The sequence below is a fragment of the Allofournierella massiliensis genome, from assembly GCF_964241245.1.
In the GTDB taxonomy this organism is placed as follows: domain Bacteria; phylum Bacillota; class Clostridia; order Oscillospirales; family Ruminococcaceae; genus Allofournierella; species Allofournierella massiliensis.
Map to the genome: position 1 here is coordinate 24,538 of NZ_CAXSWZ010000004.1, position 18,026 is coordinate 42,563.

Below are 18,026 nucleotides of genomic sequence, written 5' to 3' on the forward strand. Positions count from 1 at the left end.
AAAAATTCCCTCCTTAAAAATTACCCTCTATCTTCACGCCGGGCAGCTGCCCAGGAACGTGCGCAGAATGGCGAGTCCCACCTCGCCGCTTTTTTCCGGGTGAAACTGTACCCCGGTAATATTGCCGCGCTGAACGGCGGCGCAGATGCGGTGCCCGCCATACAGCGTGTCCGCCAGCCGGTCGGCCTGGCGCGCAGGCATTGCCTGGTAGCCGTGTACAAAGTACACCTGACTTTTCACCGGAATGGCTTCCAGTGTGCTGCCCAAATAGCCTTCCCGCTGCTGGGCAGGATACAATGGTGCCCAGCCAATGTGCGGTACCCGCAGCGGCTGGCCCTGGGTGGTATGGCCGGGAATGGCCTCCACGGTGCCCGGCAAAAGGCCGAGGCCGGGAGTAATTCCGCCTTCGCTGCTGGAGTCGAACAGAAACTGCATTCCCAGGCAGATGCCCAGCAGAGGAACACCCTGCCTTGCCCTGGTGCAGACCGCCCGGGCCAGGCCGCTTTCCCGCAGCAGGTTCATGCCATCGGCGAAGGCACCCACACCGGGCAAAACCAGCGCACCGCCCGCGGCCACCTGCTCAGGAGTGGAGGCGTATTCCACTGTCGCGCCGCAGTATTCCAGGGCGCGCTGCACGCTCAAAAGATTGCTGCGCCCGTAATCTACAATGGTTACTGTTGGATGCATGGTCTCACCTCCACACCGTTTTCCGCCAGTTCCTTTTTCAGCTGGGGGATTGTGGCTTGTTTGTAATGCAGCAGGCTGCCCATTGCCACGGCTCCTGCGCCCAGGCGGGCGGCCTGCATCAGATCACCGGAATTGCTTGCGCCGCCTGCCGCGATCACCGGGATGGTTACCTCACTGCACACCGCCTGGATCAGTTCCTGGTCCAGGCCGCGGCGTACGCCTTCCCGGTCCACACCGGTGAGAAGAATTTCACCTGCGCCCAGCTGCTGGGCCTCGCGGGCCCATTCCAGAACGTCTCGTCCGGAGTGCTCCCGGCCGTTGTCGTAGTAGGCCTCCCACCCGGCGGCAGGGTTCAGCGGGTCTCGGCGTTTGGCCTGGATGCTCAGCACCATGCACTGGCTGCCGAAAGCCCGGGCCACCTCGCTGATCAGCTGGGGCCGGAGCAGGGCGGCGGTGTTGATGGCTGCCTTGTCCGCCCCGGCCTTCAGCACGGTGCCCACATCCTCCACGCTGCGCAGGCCTCCTCCGGCGGTGATGGGGATGAACACATCCCGGGTGACCCGCTCCAGAATACCGCTCAGGTTATTGCGGCCGTACAGGCTGGCCACCGTGTCCAGATAAAGCAGCTCGTCGATGCCCTGCCGGTAATAGTCCAGCGCAAAATCGTGGGGGTCGCCCAGCTTGCGCAGGCCCTCATACTGGATGCCCTTTACCAGATACCGGTCTTTTACGTCCAGCCGGGCAATGAGCCGAAGTGCCGCGCTCATTTGGCACCGCCTTTTTCCGGCGCGCCGAAGCCGCACAGGCTCGGCCCTTCAAAGGGAGTGTGCCGCAGGCTCCAGACGCCGTTCTCATACTGCCACAGATGGGGCGAACGGAACCGGTCTGCCAGATGCATGAAGTAATCCAGATCCATTGTGGGCTGCTCGAAGCAGTCGGCCGCTTTGCCGAAGTGCTCCTTGTCGATGGAGATGTAGCGGAAGAATTCGTCGGCAAACCGGCTGGGGAATTCGCCGTCATACTTCTTGCACAGCAGCACCGCCTCGTCCCGGTCGATCTCGCCGTTTCGAATTTCCTGCGCCGCGTCGTAGGTGCAGCGGCCGATGCCGTATTTAATGTAGGTGGTGTAGTAGAAGAAGTCATCCACCTTGTCGTCGATGGAATTGTATTTGGAGTAGGTACCGGCGGTGCGTTCCGGGCTGGGCATGAATCCGCCATGCTCCACGCTGTAGTAGTATGCACCCTGCGGATGCCATTTTTCGTAATAGCCCATGTAGTGCACCTGAATGTTGTTCTTTTCCAGATCACTGGTCTCGCAGGGCAGGTAGATGGCCAGGTCCGCCTTGTCCACACCAAAGTCCTCCTCCAGTTGGCGCAGCGAAACGCCGCCCAGATAGATATGATCGAAGTCGTTGGTGGCAAAGAAGTGTTCGTCTCGCAGGGCGCTGTCATTGTCCGCGATGGGGTTGCCGAACTCGGCCTCGTTTTCGCCGTAGAACACCAGAGGAATACCGAACTTAGCGGCCATCTTGGGTGCCAGCTGCTTCTGGCCCAGAATGAAGGGCTGGAAGGGATGGAACAGGTTCTCAGTGGCCAGGCGGGTGAGCAGTCGGTGGGTCAGACCGTTGGGAGTGCACAGGTAGTTATCGAATCCGGCGTGAATCCATGCTTCGAAGTTTTTCCAGCCCCAGTCGGTGTAGATGTGAGGCGCCCAGGTTACGGTGAGCGGATGCATGCCGTATTTGTACTTCAGAAGGTGGGCAGCGTAGAAGCTGTCCTTGCCGCCGCTGCCCGGTACCAGGCAGTCGTAGCTGCCGTCGGTCTTGCGGTACTGGTCGCACAGCTCCCGCAGCTGGCGTTCCCGGTCGGCCCAGTCGATCTTGCCTTCCTTGTTGTGGCAGGCATGGCAGGCGTCGCATACGCCGTCCTCCTGAATAACCATGGTCTTCTTTGCGGAATGAATGGTGTGCTCAAACTCATAGCAGCTGTTGGGTTTCTGGTTGCTCATTACACACTCACGGCAGAACTGCACGTTCTTGGGCAGGCCATAAAAGGCTTTGCGCTCCTGCGGTGCAAGGTCGGGTGCGTAGTCCTCGTAATGAATCGGCAGATGCCGGGGAAGTTTCTGCATAAAATGTCCCTCTCTTTTTATGGTTTAAAAGCAAAGGCGCCTGCACAAAGCCCGGGGAGAAATCTCCTCAAGCATTCATGCAGGCGCCTTTGCCTGTTTGGCGTATTTATTATCAATTGTGAAATGGAAAAAGCAGTTATAAAAGGCCTTCGTCCTCCAGTCTTCGCATGATCTCCAGTGCGGCCTCCCGGCTGGAGATGCGGCCGTCCATGGCCTCTTTTTCGATTAAACGGTGGGCCTGTTCTTCACTCAGCCCCCGGCAAAGCGCCAGCGCACATTTGGCCTGGCTGATGATCCGGGCTTCGTCCAGCCGCTTGGTCAGGCGGCGGTTTTGCGCGGTGAGCTTCTGCAGCCGCTGGCGGCCGGTTCGGATCAGCCGCAGCGCAAAAGCGGTTTGCTGGCGGGAAAGGGGTTTGGCAAGCACGAAGACTCCGTATTTTTCCAGCCCGGCGGCCAGCTTGTCGGCCTGGGGTCCGGGGCAGAGGAGAATGGCATCCATGCCGACATCCGCCGCCTGTACGGCCAGCTCCCGGCCGAATTCATCGGGGAGCGGCGCGTTGATCACCAGGGTTTCGAAGGAGCCGCCGCACATGGCTCGACGGGCTTCTCCGGCATTGGCGCAGCATTGCGCAGGCTGACCGGCGGCAAAAAATGCCCGCAGCGTTTCGTGGTATTGCTTGTCGCTTGCGATCAGAACACCCGGCATCCCCGTTCACCTCACTTTTCGAAACCAATGGTCAGATCCGTTCAAAGTACTGGCGGATCTCATATTCATAGGGTTTGCTTTCTGCGGCGTAGGCATCCGCCTCCCGCTGCTTGTGGCCCAGATAATCCACCAGCAGTTTTTCCGGCAGAACCTGCTTTAAGAACTCGCTTTCCCGGGCCAGAGCCAGCGCTTCGTCCAGGCTGGCGGGCAGTGGGGTAAGTCCGGCAGGCCGGGCAAACGCGTCATAGTCCGCAGCGGCGGGCAGGTTCAGTCCTTCCTGTACACCCTCAAACCCGGCAGCCAGCAGCAGTGCGGTTACATAATAGGGATTGCAGGAGGGGTCCGGACTGCGCAGTTCCATGCGGCAGTCGGGTCCGCTGGCAGCAGGTACACGCACCAGAGAAGAACGGTTCTGGCAGGACCAGCTTACCACACCCGGCGCTTCGCAGCGGCCCAGCCGTTCATAGGAGCCGGGCAGCGGGTCTGCAAAAACGGTGATTTCAGGAATGCGCCGCAGAATACCTGCCAGGAAAGCAGCAGCAGTGGGGTGCGGGTCGGTGCGGAAATTCTCAAACAGATTCACGCCGTTCTGGAAGATGGAAAGATTGATGTGCAGCCCGCTGCCGCTCTCGTCCTGCAACGGTTTTGGCAGGAAGGAGGCGAACAACCCGTTCTGGGCGGCAATGGCTTTTACTGCGGCCCGCATGGTCATCAGATCATCCGCCGCGTGCAGGGGAGAAGCGCACCGGAAATCGATCTCGTTCTGGCCGGGACCCTGCTCGTGATGGCTTCGCTCGGGCTGAATGCCCATCTCCTCCAGCGTCAGGCAGATTTCCCGCCGAACGTTTTCGCCCCGGTCCATGGGAGCGATGTCGAAGTAGCCCGCCCGGTCGAAAGGCTCCAGGGTGGGGCGGCCCTTTTCATCGGTTTCAAACAGATAAAACTCACATTCCGGACCCAGCAAAAACCGGTATCCGGCCTGTGCCGCCTTTTGCTCCATGGTCTGCAGCAAATGCCGCCCGTCGCCCTCGAAGGGGCGGCCGTCCGGATATTTGATGTTGCAGAAGAACCGGCCCACGCAGCCCTCGCTGGGCCGCCAGGGAAGAATGGCGAAGGTGTCCAGATCCGGTGCAAGGAACAGGTCCGATTCCGCAATGTTGGCAAAGCCTGCAATGGCGGAAGCGTCAAAGGAAATGCCGCTTTCCACCGCGTGAGGCAGCTGGCTGGCCATGATTGCAATGTTCTTCTGTACGCCGAACATATCGCAGAAGGCCAGGCGAATGAACTTGATGTCGTTTTCTTCTATGAACTGCATAAGCTGCGAAAGGGTGTGGCTCATGGACAATTCCTCCTTGAATGCCGGGAATAAAAAAGGACAAAGGCGCCGCAAATCCGTGGGGGATCGCAGCGCCTTTGCTGTGCCAATAGCTGCATTATAGCCCCCAAACGGCGCCGCGTCAAGGGGGCAAGCGACTGCAAAAAGCAATTTTTTGTCTTTGCACAAAAGTTGCACGCATTTGCCCAGAGTGCTTTGTCGGAACTGCGGGAAAGTGTTAAAAGAGTAAAAAAACACTTGACTTTTGCTTTAATGCGGTGCTATGATAACGCATACGAACAAAGGCGTTCGCATTGATGCAAAGGCATCGGTGCGGGCGCCTTTTTGTTTTCCGCGCGGTGCGCGGTGAAAAAGGAGGAGGACCATGTTAAAGGAAGGCCAGGTGCGCATCCCGTCCGGATGTGCCATCAGCGGAGTATTTGCCAGGGACGGTCAGCCCATCAGCGGTGAGGTGATCCGCCGGTCCATCGCGGTGATGCACGAGCGCAGCAACGGGTTGGGCGGCGGTTTTGCCGGTTACGGCATCTACCCGCAATACAAAAATCATTATGCGCTGCATGTGTTTTATGATGATATGACCGCCCGGGAGGAGTGCGAACGGTTTCTGGATCGCCATTTCGATGTGATCAACCTTTCTAAAATTCCCACCCGGCCCACCCCCAAGATCAAGGATGCGCCGCTGATCTGGCGATATTTTGTGCAGCCGCTGCCCCACAAGCTGGCGGACAGCCATCTGGACGAAAAGGAGTACGTCGCCCGCTGTGTGATTCGCATCAACGACCAGCTCAAGGGCTGCTATGTGTTTTCCTGCGGCAAGAATATGGGTGTGTTCAAGGCGGTGGGCTACCCGGAGGATGTGGCGGATTTTTACCGTCTGGAGGAATACGAGGGCTATTCCTGGACCGCTCATGGCCGGTATCCCACCAATACACCGGGCTGGTGGGGCGGTGCGCACCCCTTTGCACTGCTGGATTTGTCGGTGGTCCACAATGGTGAGATTTCTTCCTACGATGCAAACCGTCGTGCGGTGGAGATGTACGGCTATCGCTGCAATTTGCTCACCGACACCGAGGTCATTACCTATACATTAGATTATCTGCTGCGCCATCAGGGCCTCACATTGGAGGAGGTTGCACAGGTGGTGGCTGCCCCCTTCTGGAGTGAGCTGGCCGCCATGCCCCAGCCGGAGCAGAAGCAGCGCCGTTTCCTGCGCCAGATGTACAGTGATCTGCTGATCACCGGCCCGTTCTCTATTCTGGTGGGCTTCGAGGGCGGCATGATGGCCCTGAATGACCGGCTCAAGCTGCGCAGTCTGGTGGTGGCCGAGCGGGGCGACCGGGTATACTTTGCCAGTGAAGAGGCCGCCATCCGGGCGGTTGAACCGGAGCTGGACCGCATCTGGGCGCCAAATGGCGGCGAACCGGTGATCGTGCGGCTGAAGGAGGAGGAACGGAAATAATGAAGATACAATGGGATACACCCCGCTTTGCGGTCCTTCGGGATCGGGAGCTGTGCGTGAACTGCCGCATCTGTGAGCAGCAATGCGCCTTTGGTGTGCATAAAAAGGATGAAAAAACCGGGAAGATGCGGGCAAACGCTGCCCTGTGCGTGGATTGCCAGCGCTGCGTGGCCTGCTGCCCCACCGGGGCGCTGCAGATCCGCCCGGCGGAAAATACCTTCCGGCCCCATGCGGGCTGGACCCAGGATGCCCGGCAGGAGATCTACCGGCAGGCAGCCACCGGCGGTGTGCTTCTGTCCAGTATGGGCAGTTCGCAGAAAGAGGTGCCCTGCTATTGGGACAAGCTGCTGCTGAACGCTTCGCAGGTGACCAACCCGCCCATCGACCCCCTGCGGGAACCCATGGAAACCGAGGTCTATCTGGGCCGTCGCCCAGATAAGGTCCGCCGTGGGCCGGACGGCAAGTTGGATACCGCCCTGCCGCCGCATCTGGAATTGAAGACCCCCATCCTGTTTGCGGCCATGAGTTACGGAGCAATCAGCTACAATGTGCATGCGGCCCTCAGCCGGGCGGCCCAAGCGCTGGGCACCTATTACAATACCGGTGAGGGCGGCCTGCATCGGGATCTGTATCCATATGGAGCCAATACCATCGTGCAGGTTGCCTCCGGCCGGTTCGGCGTGCACCGGGAATACCTGATGGCAGGCGCAGCCATTGAGATCAAGATCGGCCAGGGCGCAAAGCCCGGCATCGGCGGACATCTGACCGGCGCCAAAATTGTGGGCGATGTGGCCCGCACCCGCATGGTGCCGGAGGGCATGGATGCCATCAGCCCCGCACCCCATCACGATATCTATTCCATTGAGGACCTGCGCCAGCTGGTGGCCTCGCTGAAGGAAGCCACCGGCTACACCAAGCCGGTGATCGTGAAGGTGGCGGCGGTGCATAATATCGCAGCTATCGCCTCGGGCATTGCCCGCAGCGGCGCGGATGCCATCGCCATCGACGGTTTTCGGGGCGGCACCGGCGCAGCCCCCGCCCGTATCCGGGATAATGTGGGCATTCCCATCGAACTGGCCCTGGCCGCTGTGGATGAGCGGCTGCGCCAGGAGCAGATCCGCCGCCGCATCTCGGTGATTGCCTCCGGCTCCATCCGTAACTCGGCAGATGTGGTCAAGGCCATTGCTCTTGGCGCGGACGCGGTGTCCATCGGCACAGCGGCGCTGTGTGCGCTGGGCTGTCATCTGTGTGCCTCCTGTCATACCGGCCTGTGCAATTGGGGCATTGCCACCCAGCGCCCGGACCTGGCTGCTCGTCTGGACCCAGATGAGGGAGCGCAGCGTCTGGTGAACCTGGTGAACGCCTGGACTCGTGAGATTCGCGAGATGATGGGCGGTATGGGAATCAATTCCATCGAGGCGCTGTGCGGCAACCGGCTGGCGCTGCGGGGCATTGGACTCACCCAGAAGGAGCTGGATATCCTGGGCGTGAAGCACGCCGGGGAATGAGAGAGGGGAGAACCATAGATGAAAATAGATGCCACGGGAATGGAGTATGAGGAGCTGGGCCGCTGCCTGCGCTCCTGTACCGATCCCCATGTTCAAATTCACAATTGCTGCGGCCAGCGATACATCGCCAGCGGCATGCAGGGCCGCGATCTGGAAATCTGGGGGACACCGGGCAATGCGCTGGGAGCCTATCTGGATGGCGGCAGCATCCGGGTTCACGGCAACGCGCAGGACGCGGTGGGTGATACCATGAATGCGGGCACCATCTGGGTGGAGGGCCGCGCAGGCGACGCCGCGGGCTATGCCATGCGTGGTGGCACACTGATGATCCGGGGCGATGTGGGTTACCGGGCAGGCGTTCATATGAAGGCGTTCGGTGACTCCTGCGCCAGCATCGTGATCGGCGGCACGGCGGGCAGCTTTCTGGGCGAGTACCAGGCAGGCGGCGTGATCGTGGTGCTGGGCCTGGGCGCACTGGAGGGCCAGCCGGTGGTGGGCGGCTTCTGCGGCCGGGGCATGTACGGCGGCCGGATTTATCTGAGAAGCACGATACCGCCCCGGGATCTGACTGAAAAAATCCTCTGCCGCCGGGCACAGCAGGCGGATAAAGAGGCCATCCGTCCTTTGCTGGAGCAGTTCTGCACCGCTTTTGGAGAAGAGTTGGAACCTTTGCTGGCCAGCCCCTTTTGGGTGCTGGAGCCCAACCCGGAAAATCAGTACAAAGCCCTGTACGCGCCCATGTAGCCATGGAATGAAACAAAAACACCCTGTTTGCGGGAATCGCAGAAAATACGATTCAGCAAACGGGGTGTTTTTCGTCAAACATCGGTAGGTTATGTGTGGTTGACAGATTGCCAACAACGGTTGCTTGCGGTGTTTCGGCTTCCGGCCTATACTTGGACTATGCCCAAAACAGGAGGTTCATCCATGAAATTTAATGAAAAACTTGTGGAACTGCGTAAACGGCAGGGATTGTCTCAGGAGCAGCTGGGAATGGAGCTGCAGGTATCCCGGCAGACGGTTTCAAAATGGGAAGCAGGAGTTTCACATAATTAAAGATATCACACCAATCCCATGCTGACTTTTGCTCAACCGATACAGCCGGAGGGCTGGATAACAAGAAAAGGCGGTATGCGCCCCGTGGAGGGGTAGCGTACCGCCTTTTCTTGTGGGGGTTTCCAAAGGGGGCAAAGCCCCCATTTGGCACACGACTTTGCGAAGCAAAGTGTAGTGTGTTATACCTGCTGGCGTGGCTGACGGGGGAAACGGGGTGCGGTGCTTTTTGCGCCCCGTTTGCTCCGGCAGGAAAACAGGCTGAATTTTTGTGAATGGGAATGAACAAAAAATCGGGCTGGTTTCAGAGAACGGCGGCAGGTATATGAAAGCCCCGTCCCTCGTCCTACGCTCCGACTTGTGGACAAAATGTCCCGAAGCTGTGGCCACACTCCCGGAAAAGTAGCAGGACAGCGGGCAACCGTCAAGGCTGAAATGAACGGTTTTATACCCGGCCTTGACCGCCGCCCTCCGTCCCGCTGAACGGGCAGACAAGGCGGCCAATCCCTCAAAGTGCTTGGCCGCACTTTTTTTAATTTGGGAGCGTTCTCCCTTGCAAAATTGAAATGGGCGGGAAGCCATTTTGTGGCTTTCCCGCCTTGATTACCTTTTGCAAAGACGGGCGGGGCTGTCAACGGCGGCGCATGAAATGCGCCGTTCATCTTGACCGTTGACTGGCTCGGCTGGCTTTGCTATTCGGTAGCCAGACGAATGCTTTTGGTCGCCATGTTATTTCTAAAAGCAAGATCATGTTCTACGAAGATCATGGTAGGAGAAAATTCTCTAATCAGATTTTCAATTTGCATTCGAGAATAGATGTCAATATAGTTAAGAGGTTCATCCCACACATACAGATGCGCTTGTTCACAAAGGCTTTTTGCTATCAACACTTTTTTCTTTTGTCCCGCCGAAAAATCTTCCATTTTCTTTTCAAACTGTATTCGTGAAAAATCCATTTTCCGTAAGATTGCCTTAAATAAACTTTCATCAACACGATTGGCTTCCGCAAACTCTGATAACGAACCGTTCAGCATAGAAGTATCTTGAGGTACATAGGACAATATCATGCCAGAACCTATTGCAACTGTCCCACGATGTTCTATTTGTTGCCCAACCAGTAGCTTTAGAAGGCTCGTTTTCCCAGAACCATTTTTTCCATAAAGGGCAATGCGTTCTCCCTGTTTTACTGTAAACGAGATTGGCTGGCAGACATTTTTGCCGTCAAAAATCGGTACAACATCAGAGAAAGTCACTAAGGTATCTGAAAAATAGAGAAGCGGAGCGATTTTCAAATCTTCTACGGTTTCCAAATTTTTGAGAAGGCCGGACTTTTCCTCGATTGCACGTTGCTGCCGCACTTCGATAGCCTTTGAGCGTTTCATCATTTTGGCAGATTTGTGACCAATATACCCTCGATCAACCGGGCCGTTCCCATATTTTGACGCTTCAATTCGGTCTGACCAGACAGAAGTTCTTTTAGCTGCCTTTTGCATATTATCAATGCTTTTTTTCAGCTTCACATTTTGAGCGAGTTCAAATTCTTGTTGACGCTGGAAGTTGGTAAACCAAGTAGAAAAATTTCCGCTTTGCACTTCGATGTTTGACCGATTGATCGACAGGATATGGTCAACACAGCCATCTAAAAAACAGCGATCATGAGAGACTAAAATGAATCCCTTTTTCCGTTTCAGGTATGCTGAAACGGTTTCTCTGGCTTCCATATCCAAATGGTTTGTCGGTTCATCAATCAGTAAAAAGTGTCCATCATTCAGAAAGAGGGTGGCAAGCAGCACCTTGGTCTGCTCCCCATTAGAAAGCGTAAAAAATGGTCTCCAAAGCACATCATCACGGACTTCCAGATAGGATAGTTCTCTCAACAGCTCCCATTCTTCCGCCAGCGGGCAGACTTCCGAGAGAATGTCCGCAGTTAATCTGTTTTTATTGCTAACAGGGTATGGAAAGTAATCAAATTGCACAGAGGCTTGTATTTTTCCATGGTATTCGTACTTTCCAAGCAGAAGATTTAGAAAAGTTGTTTTACCTCTGCCATTTCTACCAATGAACCCAAGTTTCCAATCTATATCAATTTGAAAATTGACATTTTCAAAAATGTTATCATAGCTGGATGGATAGGCAAAGGTAAGGTTCTCGACTCGGATCATCGACATATCGCATTCCTCCTTTATTCCGGGGATAAAGAACATAAAATAAGAGCTGCAAGAAAGTCAATTCTTGCAGCTCGTCACAGCATAATAGTACCACCCCTATCAAGAGTGATACGCCTACGATATATCGAGTGAATAGACTTTTAACTTTCTTGCAATGGGTACAATGGTACTGTAAAACACAGTATCACTGTATATTCCAATTTATTTGCAAGAAAAGTTAATCATCTTTCCACCTCACCTCTAATTTTATGTATGTTAGTGTATCACAAAGACACAAGCAAGTCAAGGAAAAGGGCAATGATGATAATGAGTATAAGGCAGGGTACTTTCTGTTTTTGCTTCTCTGCGAGATATGAGATTTCGTAAAATCCGATTTAGATGTTAAGGCTCATGTATAAAAGCGGATAAGGATTGCCCTGTTCGTCAAGGTCTGTCCTTTTATAAACCTGAAAGCCCATGTGTTCATAAAAGCCCTTGGCCTGTGGGTTTTGCTCATTCACAGCCACCCGCTCTACGGCATAGGTTTTAATCCCATATTGGAGCAGGCGCTTTCCGAGCCCCTTTCCTCTTTCTTCCGGGGAAATGAACAGCATTTCCAAGGTGCCGTCCTTGATCCCCATAAAAGCCCCGGGGCAGCCCCTATCATTTTCTGCAATCATCAAATGCGCAATTCCAGCGAGCGCCTGCGGTACATATTCTTTTATCTTTTTGATTTCACTGTCCGACAGAAACAGGTGTGTCGCTCTTACAGAACTTTCCCATACCGTCAGCAGCCGATTTATGAAATCCGCCGTCCTGTTTTTGGTTTCTACTTCAATGAATCTCATTTTTCCTTTTTGCATATCTAATTTCTCATTTTCTTCCCCGCTGCGGGTTTGGATTTTTCAGCAAGTCCGACTTCTGTGCAATCCTTTTCAGCCATTTCTTTTCCTCCTCCGACAGCTTCCCATAGTTCAGTTTGAGCCGCTTGCAGATAAAGGCCATCGCAGCCTGTTCCGGGTCGCTGTTTGGGCTGGCGGCTTCTTCGGCGGTCTGCAAGAAATCTTCCAGAGGATTGTCCTCCGGGACACTGAAAAAATCGTCCTTGTGGGCTTCCCGCAGGTCAAGGGCTATCTTGTTTATGTCCTGCTGTATCACATAGCGGCAAAAGCTGTCGTCGTCAATGTGGGCGGCGATAAGCTGTCGCAGCTGCGGGTCAGTCAAGCCGGGATTGTGTTGTTTCATAATCGTTGCACTCACAGCGTCCACAATGGCGTTTGCCCCCTGTACCTGCTTTGCCGCTATGCCGTTTACATAGATTTCAAGGTCAGCCATGAGCCGGGGAAAATCCGGGTGCGTCGCCAGTTCACACAGGAGGGCATTATCCACCAGCCTGCTTTTCAAAAATTCAATCATATCATCACTCAAACGCAGGTCTGCAAGATCGGCGTTTGGGTGATTTTTTGTTTCAGAACGGCACAGCAGATAATCAACGGACACTTCGTAAAACTTTGCCAGCTGGATAAGGGCATAGTGGCTGATGTCCTTGAACTTGTCCCCCTCATAGCTGCCTAACGCAGACTTGGAGAGATGGGTTTCTTCCGCAAGCTGCTCCAGCGTCAGGCCACGCTCCACACGCAGGTCTTTCAGGCGTTCTTGTATGGATAGTTCCATGTTCTCCCTCCTTGTCTGCTCGACAAACTGGAATTGCCTAAAGCAGTAAAGCAGTACCCCTTACAATTTTTTCTTTTACTGCTGATACAGTATCTTTGACTGAGTGCGTAGTTGTATCAATAACATTTGATTCATAGATTCCTAAATTGGAAAATTGTTCCCACATCGTTTCAACTAATTCAATATTTGTTTCTCTGTCTAACTTTGAGCGTTTGATAGCTCTCTTCATAGTTTCTTCTTTACTTGCTCTTAAAACGATATAGTGTACTTCATAATGCTCTTGAACAATGTTGAGCCACGGCTCTAAAAACCACGGTCCTACAATACCATCTACAATTACATCATATCCACCACGAGCATATCGCTTCGCGGCTTCTAAAAATGCTTCAATGACAATCAAATTTTGCTCATTTGATTCTGGCAAATATGGTGGTATTGCCCCTTTACTCAAATAATGATAAAAGTCATCTGTGTGCATATGCACAGATTTTTCCAAATCCGATTCTTTTGCAACAGTAGATGCCGTTGTAGTTTTCCCCGTCCCCGGCGAACCTGTGATTACAATAATTCTACCTTGATCCATCTATGTGTTACCTCCACAACTTCAAATTTACTGTTCAGTTTCTTCCATTCTACCACAATTCCGAGAGCGTGGAAATGGGGGGATTTTCAGGCAGATTTCCCACCTTTCGGATATACGGGACGGGCGGTCATTTCGGTGTAGACTTAGGTTAGTTCATCGATGGACAGCACCTTGAAAACCGAATGACCGTCCGAAAAGGAATACCCCCGGCTGGGGAAGCACCGCAAGGAGCCGACTTCTGGACACTTTGTCCAGAGGTCACTTTGGGACAAGTTGTCCCGAAGTTATGGGGAGCGTGCCAACGCCGGAACACGCCGCAGGAATGGGGCAGGAAGCCTTTTCGGGGAGAACGGCAGCGGAAAGCAAAACGGAGGGAACGCATGAAAAATAATCCCTACAAAGACTTGCCGCCGCTGGAATGCAGGCCGGACGGTTCCCTTTACCGCATGACCCCGGCGCAGCGGAAACGGGCAAGCGCCCTGATACGCCGGGAGTGCTGTTGCTGTGAGGACGGCAACTGCATTGCCCTTGACGATGGGGACACCTGCACCTGCCCGCAGACGGTTTCTTTCTCGGTCTGCTGCAAGTGGTTCCGCTGGGCAGTCTTGCCGCTGGACGGGGCGTTGGAAGCAGAGATTTTCCGGGATAAGGACTTGAAACGCTGTGCAGTCTGCGGCGGCGTGTTCGTCCCCAAATCCAACCGGGCTAAATACTGCCCCGGCTGTGCCGCCAGAGTTCACAGGCGGCAGAAAACAGAAAGTGAACGGAAAAGGAGGTCTTGTGTGGACAGTTAGGAGCGAAAAAAGCCTTGATTTATCAGGCTTCGCAAGCCCCAAACCGGGGCGGGTGGTATAAATTATCGCCCACCCCGGAAAACAGGCTTCTAACCGTCCACAAAACACGCTATGACAAACACGATTTACATTCATCAGCCGGAACAGGCGTTCAGCTTCACCCGGCTCCCCAATTTCCTCTTTGAAGCACCTACATTCAAGCCCCTGTCCAATGAGACAAAGCTGCTGTATGCCTTTATCCTGCGCCGGACGGAGTTATCCCGGGAAAATGGGTGGGCGGACGAGTATGGGCGGATTTATCTGTATTATCCCATTTGCGAGGTGGTTGACCTGCTCCGCTGTGGGCGGCAAAAGGCGGTGAATACCCTGCGGGAACTGCAATACGCCGGGCTGATAGAGATCCAGAAGCAGGGCTGTGGAAAACCCAATCGCATTTACCCAAAATCCTATGAAGCGGTTCCAAACACCGACTTCAAGAAATCCGGTTATGGTACGCCGGAGGGCTGAAAACCGTACCCATGAAGTACGGAAATCACCCGTGAGAAGTACGGAAACCGGACGGTATATAGAAATACAAAGATTAAAAGATTGATTTAGATTCTATCCATTCCAATCTTATCCGAGCTATTTCCGGCGGGATTTTCCCTGTGGAAAACCCCGGATGGGAAAGGAATGGGGAAAGGAGTTTCATGGCACAACACGCAATCTTGCGTTTTGAGAAGCACAAGGGCAACCCGGCAAGGCCGCTGGAAGCCCATCACGAACGCCAGAAAGAACAGTACGCCAGCAACCCCGACATTGACACAGCCAAAAGCAAGTACAACTTCCATATCGTCAAGCCGGAGGGACGCTATTACCACTTCATTCAGAGCCGTATCGAGCAGGCCGGGTGCCGGACGAGAAAAGACAGCACCCGGTTTGTCGATACCCTGATAACTGCCAGCCCGGAGTTTTTCAAGGGGAAATCCCCAAAGGAAATACAGACATTTTTCCAGCGGGCGGCGGATTTCCTCATTGACCGGGTAGGCCGGGAAAATATCGTGTCGGCGGTGGTACACATGGACGAGAAAACGCCCCACCTGCATTTGACCTTTGTGCCGCTGACAAAGGACAACCGCCTGTGCGCCAAAGAAATCATTGGCAACCGGGCAAACCTGACGAAGTGGCAGGACGATTTTCACGCTTACATGGTGGAAAAATACCCGGATTTGGAGCGTGGGGAGAGCGCCAGCAAGACAGGCCGGAAGCACATTCCCACCCGGCTGTTCAAACAGGCGGTTTCCCTCTCCAAACAGGCCAGAGCCATTGAAGCCGCCCTTGACGGCATAAACCCGCTGAACGCCGGAAAGAAAAAAGAAGAAGCCCTCTCCATGCTGAAAAAATGGTTTCCGCAGATGGAGAACTTCTCCGGGCAGCTGAAAAAATACAAGGTCACGATCAAAGACCTTTTGGAAGAAAATCAAAAGCTGGAATCAAGGGCAAAGGCCAGTGAAAGCGGCAAGATGAAAGACCGCATGGAACGGGCAAAGCTGGAAAGCGAACTGGAAAATATGCAAAGGCTGGTTGGCCGTATCCCGCCGGAAGTGCTGGCGGAGCTGAAACGGCAGCAGCGAACAAGAGGGAGGTAAACGCTATGAACAGAAATTCAAGCTGCATGATGAAAAATAATCATACGGAGGACACTGGATGGTAAAAAGCGAAAGCGACATTATTGATACAATACACACCGGGCAGGTCATTACTGACGAGAACGGCACACAGTATTTTGTATGTGGGAAAAACCGTATCAAAATCTCCGAACATTTTGCCGCTGGCGGTCGTCCGATTGGCGATCTGATTGTGGATGTCGTCCGGCACACGGCGGCAAGGGCAGCTTCTTCGTGACCCATCGTTGATACACGCCCACGCTTATGATATAATTGCCATAGAGCAAAAGTATTGTAAGCGTGGGTTGTTTCTTTAGAAGGAGGATTTTTACGGTGAAACAACCTTACAATACTACCATTTACAACACGGCTCTTTATATGCGGTTAAGCCGTGACGATGAAAGCTATGGTGACAGCGTAAGCATTGAAACGCAGCGGACAATCCTGCAACAGTACGCAAGGGAGCAGGGGCTTCATGTGGTCGGAGAATATGTGGACGATGGGTGGAGTGGGACAAACTTCGAGCGTCCGAGTTTCCAGCGCATGATGGACGATGTGGAAGCCGGAAAAGTAAACTGCATTGTCACCAAAGACCTGTCCCGTTTCGGGCGGGAGCATGTGATGATGGACTACTATCTGGAATTTCTGTTCCCGGAAAAACGGGTGCGGTACATCGCCGTTGCGGAGAATGAGGACACAGAAAAGGGACTGTCCGATTTTGTGCCATTCAAAAACCTGTTCAACGAATGGTTCGCAAAGGACACCAGCCGCAAGGTAAAAACTGCTTTCAAGGCAAAGTTTGCCGCCGGACAGCGTATCAGCGCCTATGCTCCCCTCGGGTACAAGAAGCACCCGGAAATCAAGAACAAGCTGATAATCGACGAGGAAACCCGCTGGATCGTGGAGAAGATTTTTGACCTTGCTATTCACGGCAAAGGGGCGGCCAGCATTACAAGGATATTGATTGCGGAAAAAGTACCGACGCCGGGATTTATCAACTTCCAGCGTGACGGGACTTTCGCCAATATCTATGCTGGCGCACCAGAGGAAAAAGGCTACGCATGGACGATAGCGCAGGTCAAAAGCATTATGAAAGATGAAACCTACATCGGCCATACCATCCACTACCGGGAGACCAATATTTCCTTTAAGAACAAGCGGAGGATACGCAAGCCCCAAAGCGAATGGGTGCGGGTGGAGAACACGCAGGAGCCGATTATCAGCGAACAGGTTTTCCGGCAGGTACAGGAGCAGATCGCAAGCCGCCGGAGGGAGCGCAAGAATGGCACGACACAGATTTTTGCGGGGCTGATAAAGTGTGCGGACTGCGGCTGGTCGCTGGCCTACGGGGAGAACAGACAGAACAGCAAGCCCTATGGCTACTACCATTGTAGCAAGAACGGGCAAGGCACACGCCAATGCTCCATGCACTACATCCGCTATGATGTGCTTTACGCCTATGTCCTCTCCCGTCTGCAATACTGGTCGGCGCTGGTACAGCACGATGAAGAACAGCTTTTGAAACGGCTGCTGAACGCCAATGACAAAGGACAGGCCGCCGCAAGAAAAAAACAGGCTGCTGAACTGAAAAAAGCGGAGAAGCGGAAAGCCGAGGTCGATACCCTGTTTGCCCGGATGTATGAGGACTGGGCGGCGGGGCGTATCACAGAATACAACTTCAATATGCTGTCCGGGAAGTACCAAAGCGAACAGGCGGAACTGGAAGAAAAGATTGAACAGCTTCAATCTGCTATTGCCGCTGAAAGCCAGAGTGCCGCAGACGCAGAAAAATGGATTGCCTTGATGAAAGAGTGCGTCAATCCCACGGAACTCACCGCTGAACTCTTGAACACGCTGATTGAAAAAATCCTTGTCCATGAGGCGGTCAAGAACGAAGACGGAAGCCGGGAACAGGAGGTAGAAATCTTCTACCGCTTCATCGGCAAAATTGATTGAATGACACCAATATCTTTAAGTATGTGATACCGGCCAATCCTACCCGGATTTTCAGCGGCTGGTTCTGCTGAGTGATTATTTTGGAATGTCGCTGGACGAACTGGTCCGGAATATCGATGTTCAGGATGTGAGAGACAGAAATGGCACGGAGGAAAAGATCGCATCCATGTTTTCGGATGTGGAGAAAGCAAAAGATTTTTGCGAAAAAACGATAAAGTATGGTGTGCGTATCTGCTGTGGCTTCAGCGCATTTATCGCTGTAATCATGGGAATCGCCGTTTTGGCGATGATCCTGCGGTAACGCGGAGATGTACCCGGTAGCTATAAAAAGGAAAACGTGCCTTCC

At 54.0% G+C, this 18,026-nt stretch carries 19 protein-coding genes; 10 read left to right on the forward strand and 9 right to left on the reverse strand.

Features of this window, described 5'->3' with window-relative positions; all coding sequences use genetic code 11:
* Positions 1-33: 33 nt before the first annotated feature.
* The 5 genes from hisH to ACESYO_RS03305 all read right to left on the reverse strand — a co-directional run bounded on the left by hisH (position 34) and on the right by ACESYO_RS03305 (position 4,863).
* The gene (gene hisH, locus ACESYO_RS03285; RefSeq protein ID WP_373210551.1) at positions 34-687 is read right to left on the reverse strand and encodes an imidazole glycerol phosphate synthase subunit HisH; all 654 of its coding nucleotides are present in this window, start codon (positions 685-687) and stop codon (positions 34-36) included.
* Positions 672-1,454: an imidazole glycerol phosphate synthase subunit HisF gene (gene hisF / locus ACESYO_RS03290; protein ID WP_058966012.1), complete on the reverse strand. Its 783-nt coding sequence runs from the start codon at positions 1,452-1,454 to the stop codon at positions 672-674. Before hisF ends, hisH begins: the two co-directional genes overlap by 16 nt.
* On the reverse strand, positions 1,451-2,818 hold the full coding sequence (locus ACESYO_RS03295) for an N-acetyl sugar amidotransferase (protein WP_373210553.1): 1,368 nt from the start codon (positions 2,816-2,818) through the stop codon (positions 1,451-1,453). Before ACESYO_RS03295 ends, hisF begins: the two co-directional genes overlap by 4 nt.
* 136 nt (positions 2,819-2,954) lie before the next feature.
* Positions 2,955-3,524: an ANTAR domain-containing response regulator gene (locus ACESYO_RS03300; RefSeq protein ID WP_373210554.1), complete on the reverse strand. Its 570-nt coding sequence runs from the start codon at positions 3,522-3,524 to the stop codon at positions 2,955-2,957.
* Positions 3,525-3,555: 31 nt separating this feature from the next.
* The gene (locus ACESYO_RS03305; RefSeq protein ID WP_187120509.1) at positions 3,556-4,863 is read right to left on the reverse strand and encodes a glutamine synthetase family protein; all 1,308 of its coding nucleotides are present in this window, start codon (positions 4,861-4,863) and stop codon (positions 3,556-3,558) included.
* A 361-nt stretch (positions 4,864-5,224) separates the two neighbouring features.
* Here ACESYO_RS03305 and ACESYO_RS03310 point away from each other — a divergent pair, with 361 nt between their 5' ends.
* From ACESYO_RS03310 to ACESYO_RS03325, 4 genes are all read left to right on the forward strand, one after another.
* A complete protein-coding gene (locus ACESYO_RS03310) occupies positions 5,225-6,319 on the forward strand; it encodes a class II glutamine amidotransferase (RefSeq protein ID WP_058966004.1) in 1,095 nt (364 codons plus the stop codon).
* Positions 6,319-7,827: a glutamate synthase-related protein gene (locus ACESYO_RS03315; RefSeq protein ID WP_276871645.1), complete on the forward strand. Its 1,509-nt coding sequence runs from the start codon at positions 6,319-6,321 to the stop codon at positions 7,825-7,827. The genes ACESYO_RS03310 and ACESYO_RS03315 overlap by 1 nt, the downstream gene beginning before the upstream one ends.
* An 18-nt stretch (positions 7,828-7,845) precedes the next feature.
* On the forward strand, positions 7,846-8,571 hold the full coding sequence (locus ACESYO_RS03320) for a GltB/FmdC/FwdC-like GXGXG domain-containing protein (protein WP_058966000.1): 726 nt from the start codon (positions 7,846-7,848) through the stop codon (positions 8,569-8,571).
* 183 nt (positions 8,572-8,754) lie between these two features.
* The gene (locus tag ACESYO_RS03325; RefSeq protein WP_373209571.1) at positions 8,755-8,883 is read left to right on the forward strand and encodes a helix-turn-helix transcriptional regulator; all 129 of its coding nucleotides are present in this window, start codon (positions 8,755-8,757) and stop codon (positions 8,881-8,883) included.
* Positions 8,884-9,572: 689 nt separating this feature from the next.
* Here the strand turns inward: ACESYO_RS03325 and abc-f are convergent.
* From abc-f to ACESYO_RS03345, 4 genes are all read right to left on the reverse strand, one after another.
* A complete protein-coding gene (gene abc-f / locus ACESYO_RS03330; RefSeq protein ID WP_373209570.1) occupies positions 9,573-11,048 on the reverse strand; it encodes a ribosomal protection-like ABC-F family protein in 1,476 nt (491 codons plus the stop codon).
* 374 nt (positions 11,049-11,422) lie between these two features.
* Positions 11,423-11,875, reverse strand: coding sequence for a GNAT family N-acetyltransferase (locus ACESYO_RS03335; protein WP_373209574.1), 453 nt, complete (start codon positions 11,873-11,875; stop codon positions 11,423-11,425).
* 25 nt (positions 11,876-11,900) lie between these two features.
* Positions 11,901-12,701, reverse strand: coding sequence for a helix-turn-helix domain-containing protein (locus ACESYO_RS03340; RefSeq protein ID WP_373209569.1), 801 nt, complete (start codon positions 12,699-12,701; stop codon positions 11,901-11,903).
* 37 nt (positions 12,702-12,738) lie between these two features.
* Positions 12,739-13,284, reverse strand: coding sequence for an AAA family ATPase (locus ACESYO_RS03345; protein WP_021391068.1), 546 nt, complete (start codon positions 13,282-13,284; stop codon positions 12,739-12,741).
* Between the two features lie 380 nt (positions 13,285-13,664).
* Between ACESYO_RS03345 and ACESYO_RS03350 the strand changes: the two genes are divergently transcribed.
* The 6 genes from ACESYO_RS03350 (at position 13,665) to ACESYO_RS03375 (ending at position 17,981) form a co-directional block, all read left to right on the forward strand.
* Positions 13,665-14,078 carry a cysteine-rich VLP domain-containing protein gene (locus tag ACESYO_RS03350; RefSeq protein ID WP_373209568.1) on the forward strand — a complete coding sequence of 138 codons (414 nt, stop codon included), beginning with the start codon at positions 13,665-13,667 and terminating at the stop codon, positions 14,076-14,078.
* A 111-nt stretch (positions 14,079-14,189) separates the two neighbouring features.
* Entirely contained in the window at positions 14,190-14,585 is a 396-nt protein-coding gene (locus ACESYO_RS03355) for a replication initiator protein A (RefSeq protein ID WP_249747351.1), read from the forward strand.
* 182 nt (positions 14,586-14,767) lie between these two features.
* Positions 14,768-15,706 carry a MobV family relaxase gene (gene mobV, locus ACESYO_RS03360; RefSeq protein WP_249747350.1) on the forward strand — a complete coding sequence of 313 codons (939 nt, stop codon included), beginning with the start codon at positions 14,768-14,770 and terminating at the stop codon, positions 15,704-15,706.
* A 58-nt stretch (positions 15,707-15,764) separates the two neighbouring features.
* Positions 15,765-15,962 (forward strand): hypothetical protein, encoded by a 198-nt coding sequence (locus ACESYO_RS03365; RefSeq protein WP_032548367.1) that lies wholly within the window; start codon positions 15,765-15,767, stop codon positions 15,960-15,962.
* 95 nt (positions 15,963-16,057) lie between these two features.
* The gene (locus ACESYO_RS03370; protein ID WP_021391045.1) at positions 16,058-17,680 is read left to right on the forward strand and encodes a recombinase family protein; all 1,623 of its coding nucleotides are present in this window, start codon (positions 16,058-16,060) and stop codon (positions 17,678-17,680) included.
* A gap of 85 nt (positions 17,681-17,765) precedes the next feature.
* Positions 17,766-17,981, forward strand: a complete 216-nt coding sequence (locus tag ACESYO_RS03375; protein WP_058962889.1) for a hypothetical protein — start codon at positions 17,766-17,768, stop codon at positions 17,979-17,981.
* The last annotated feature ends 45 nt before the right edge of the window (positions 17,982-18,026 follow it).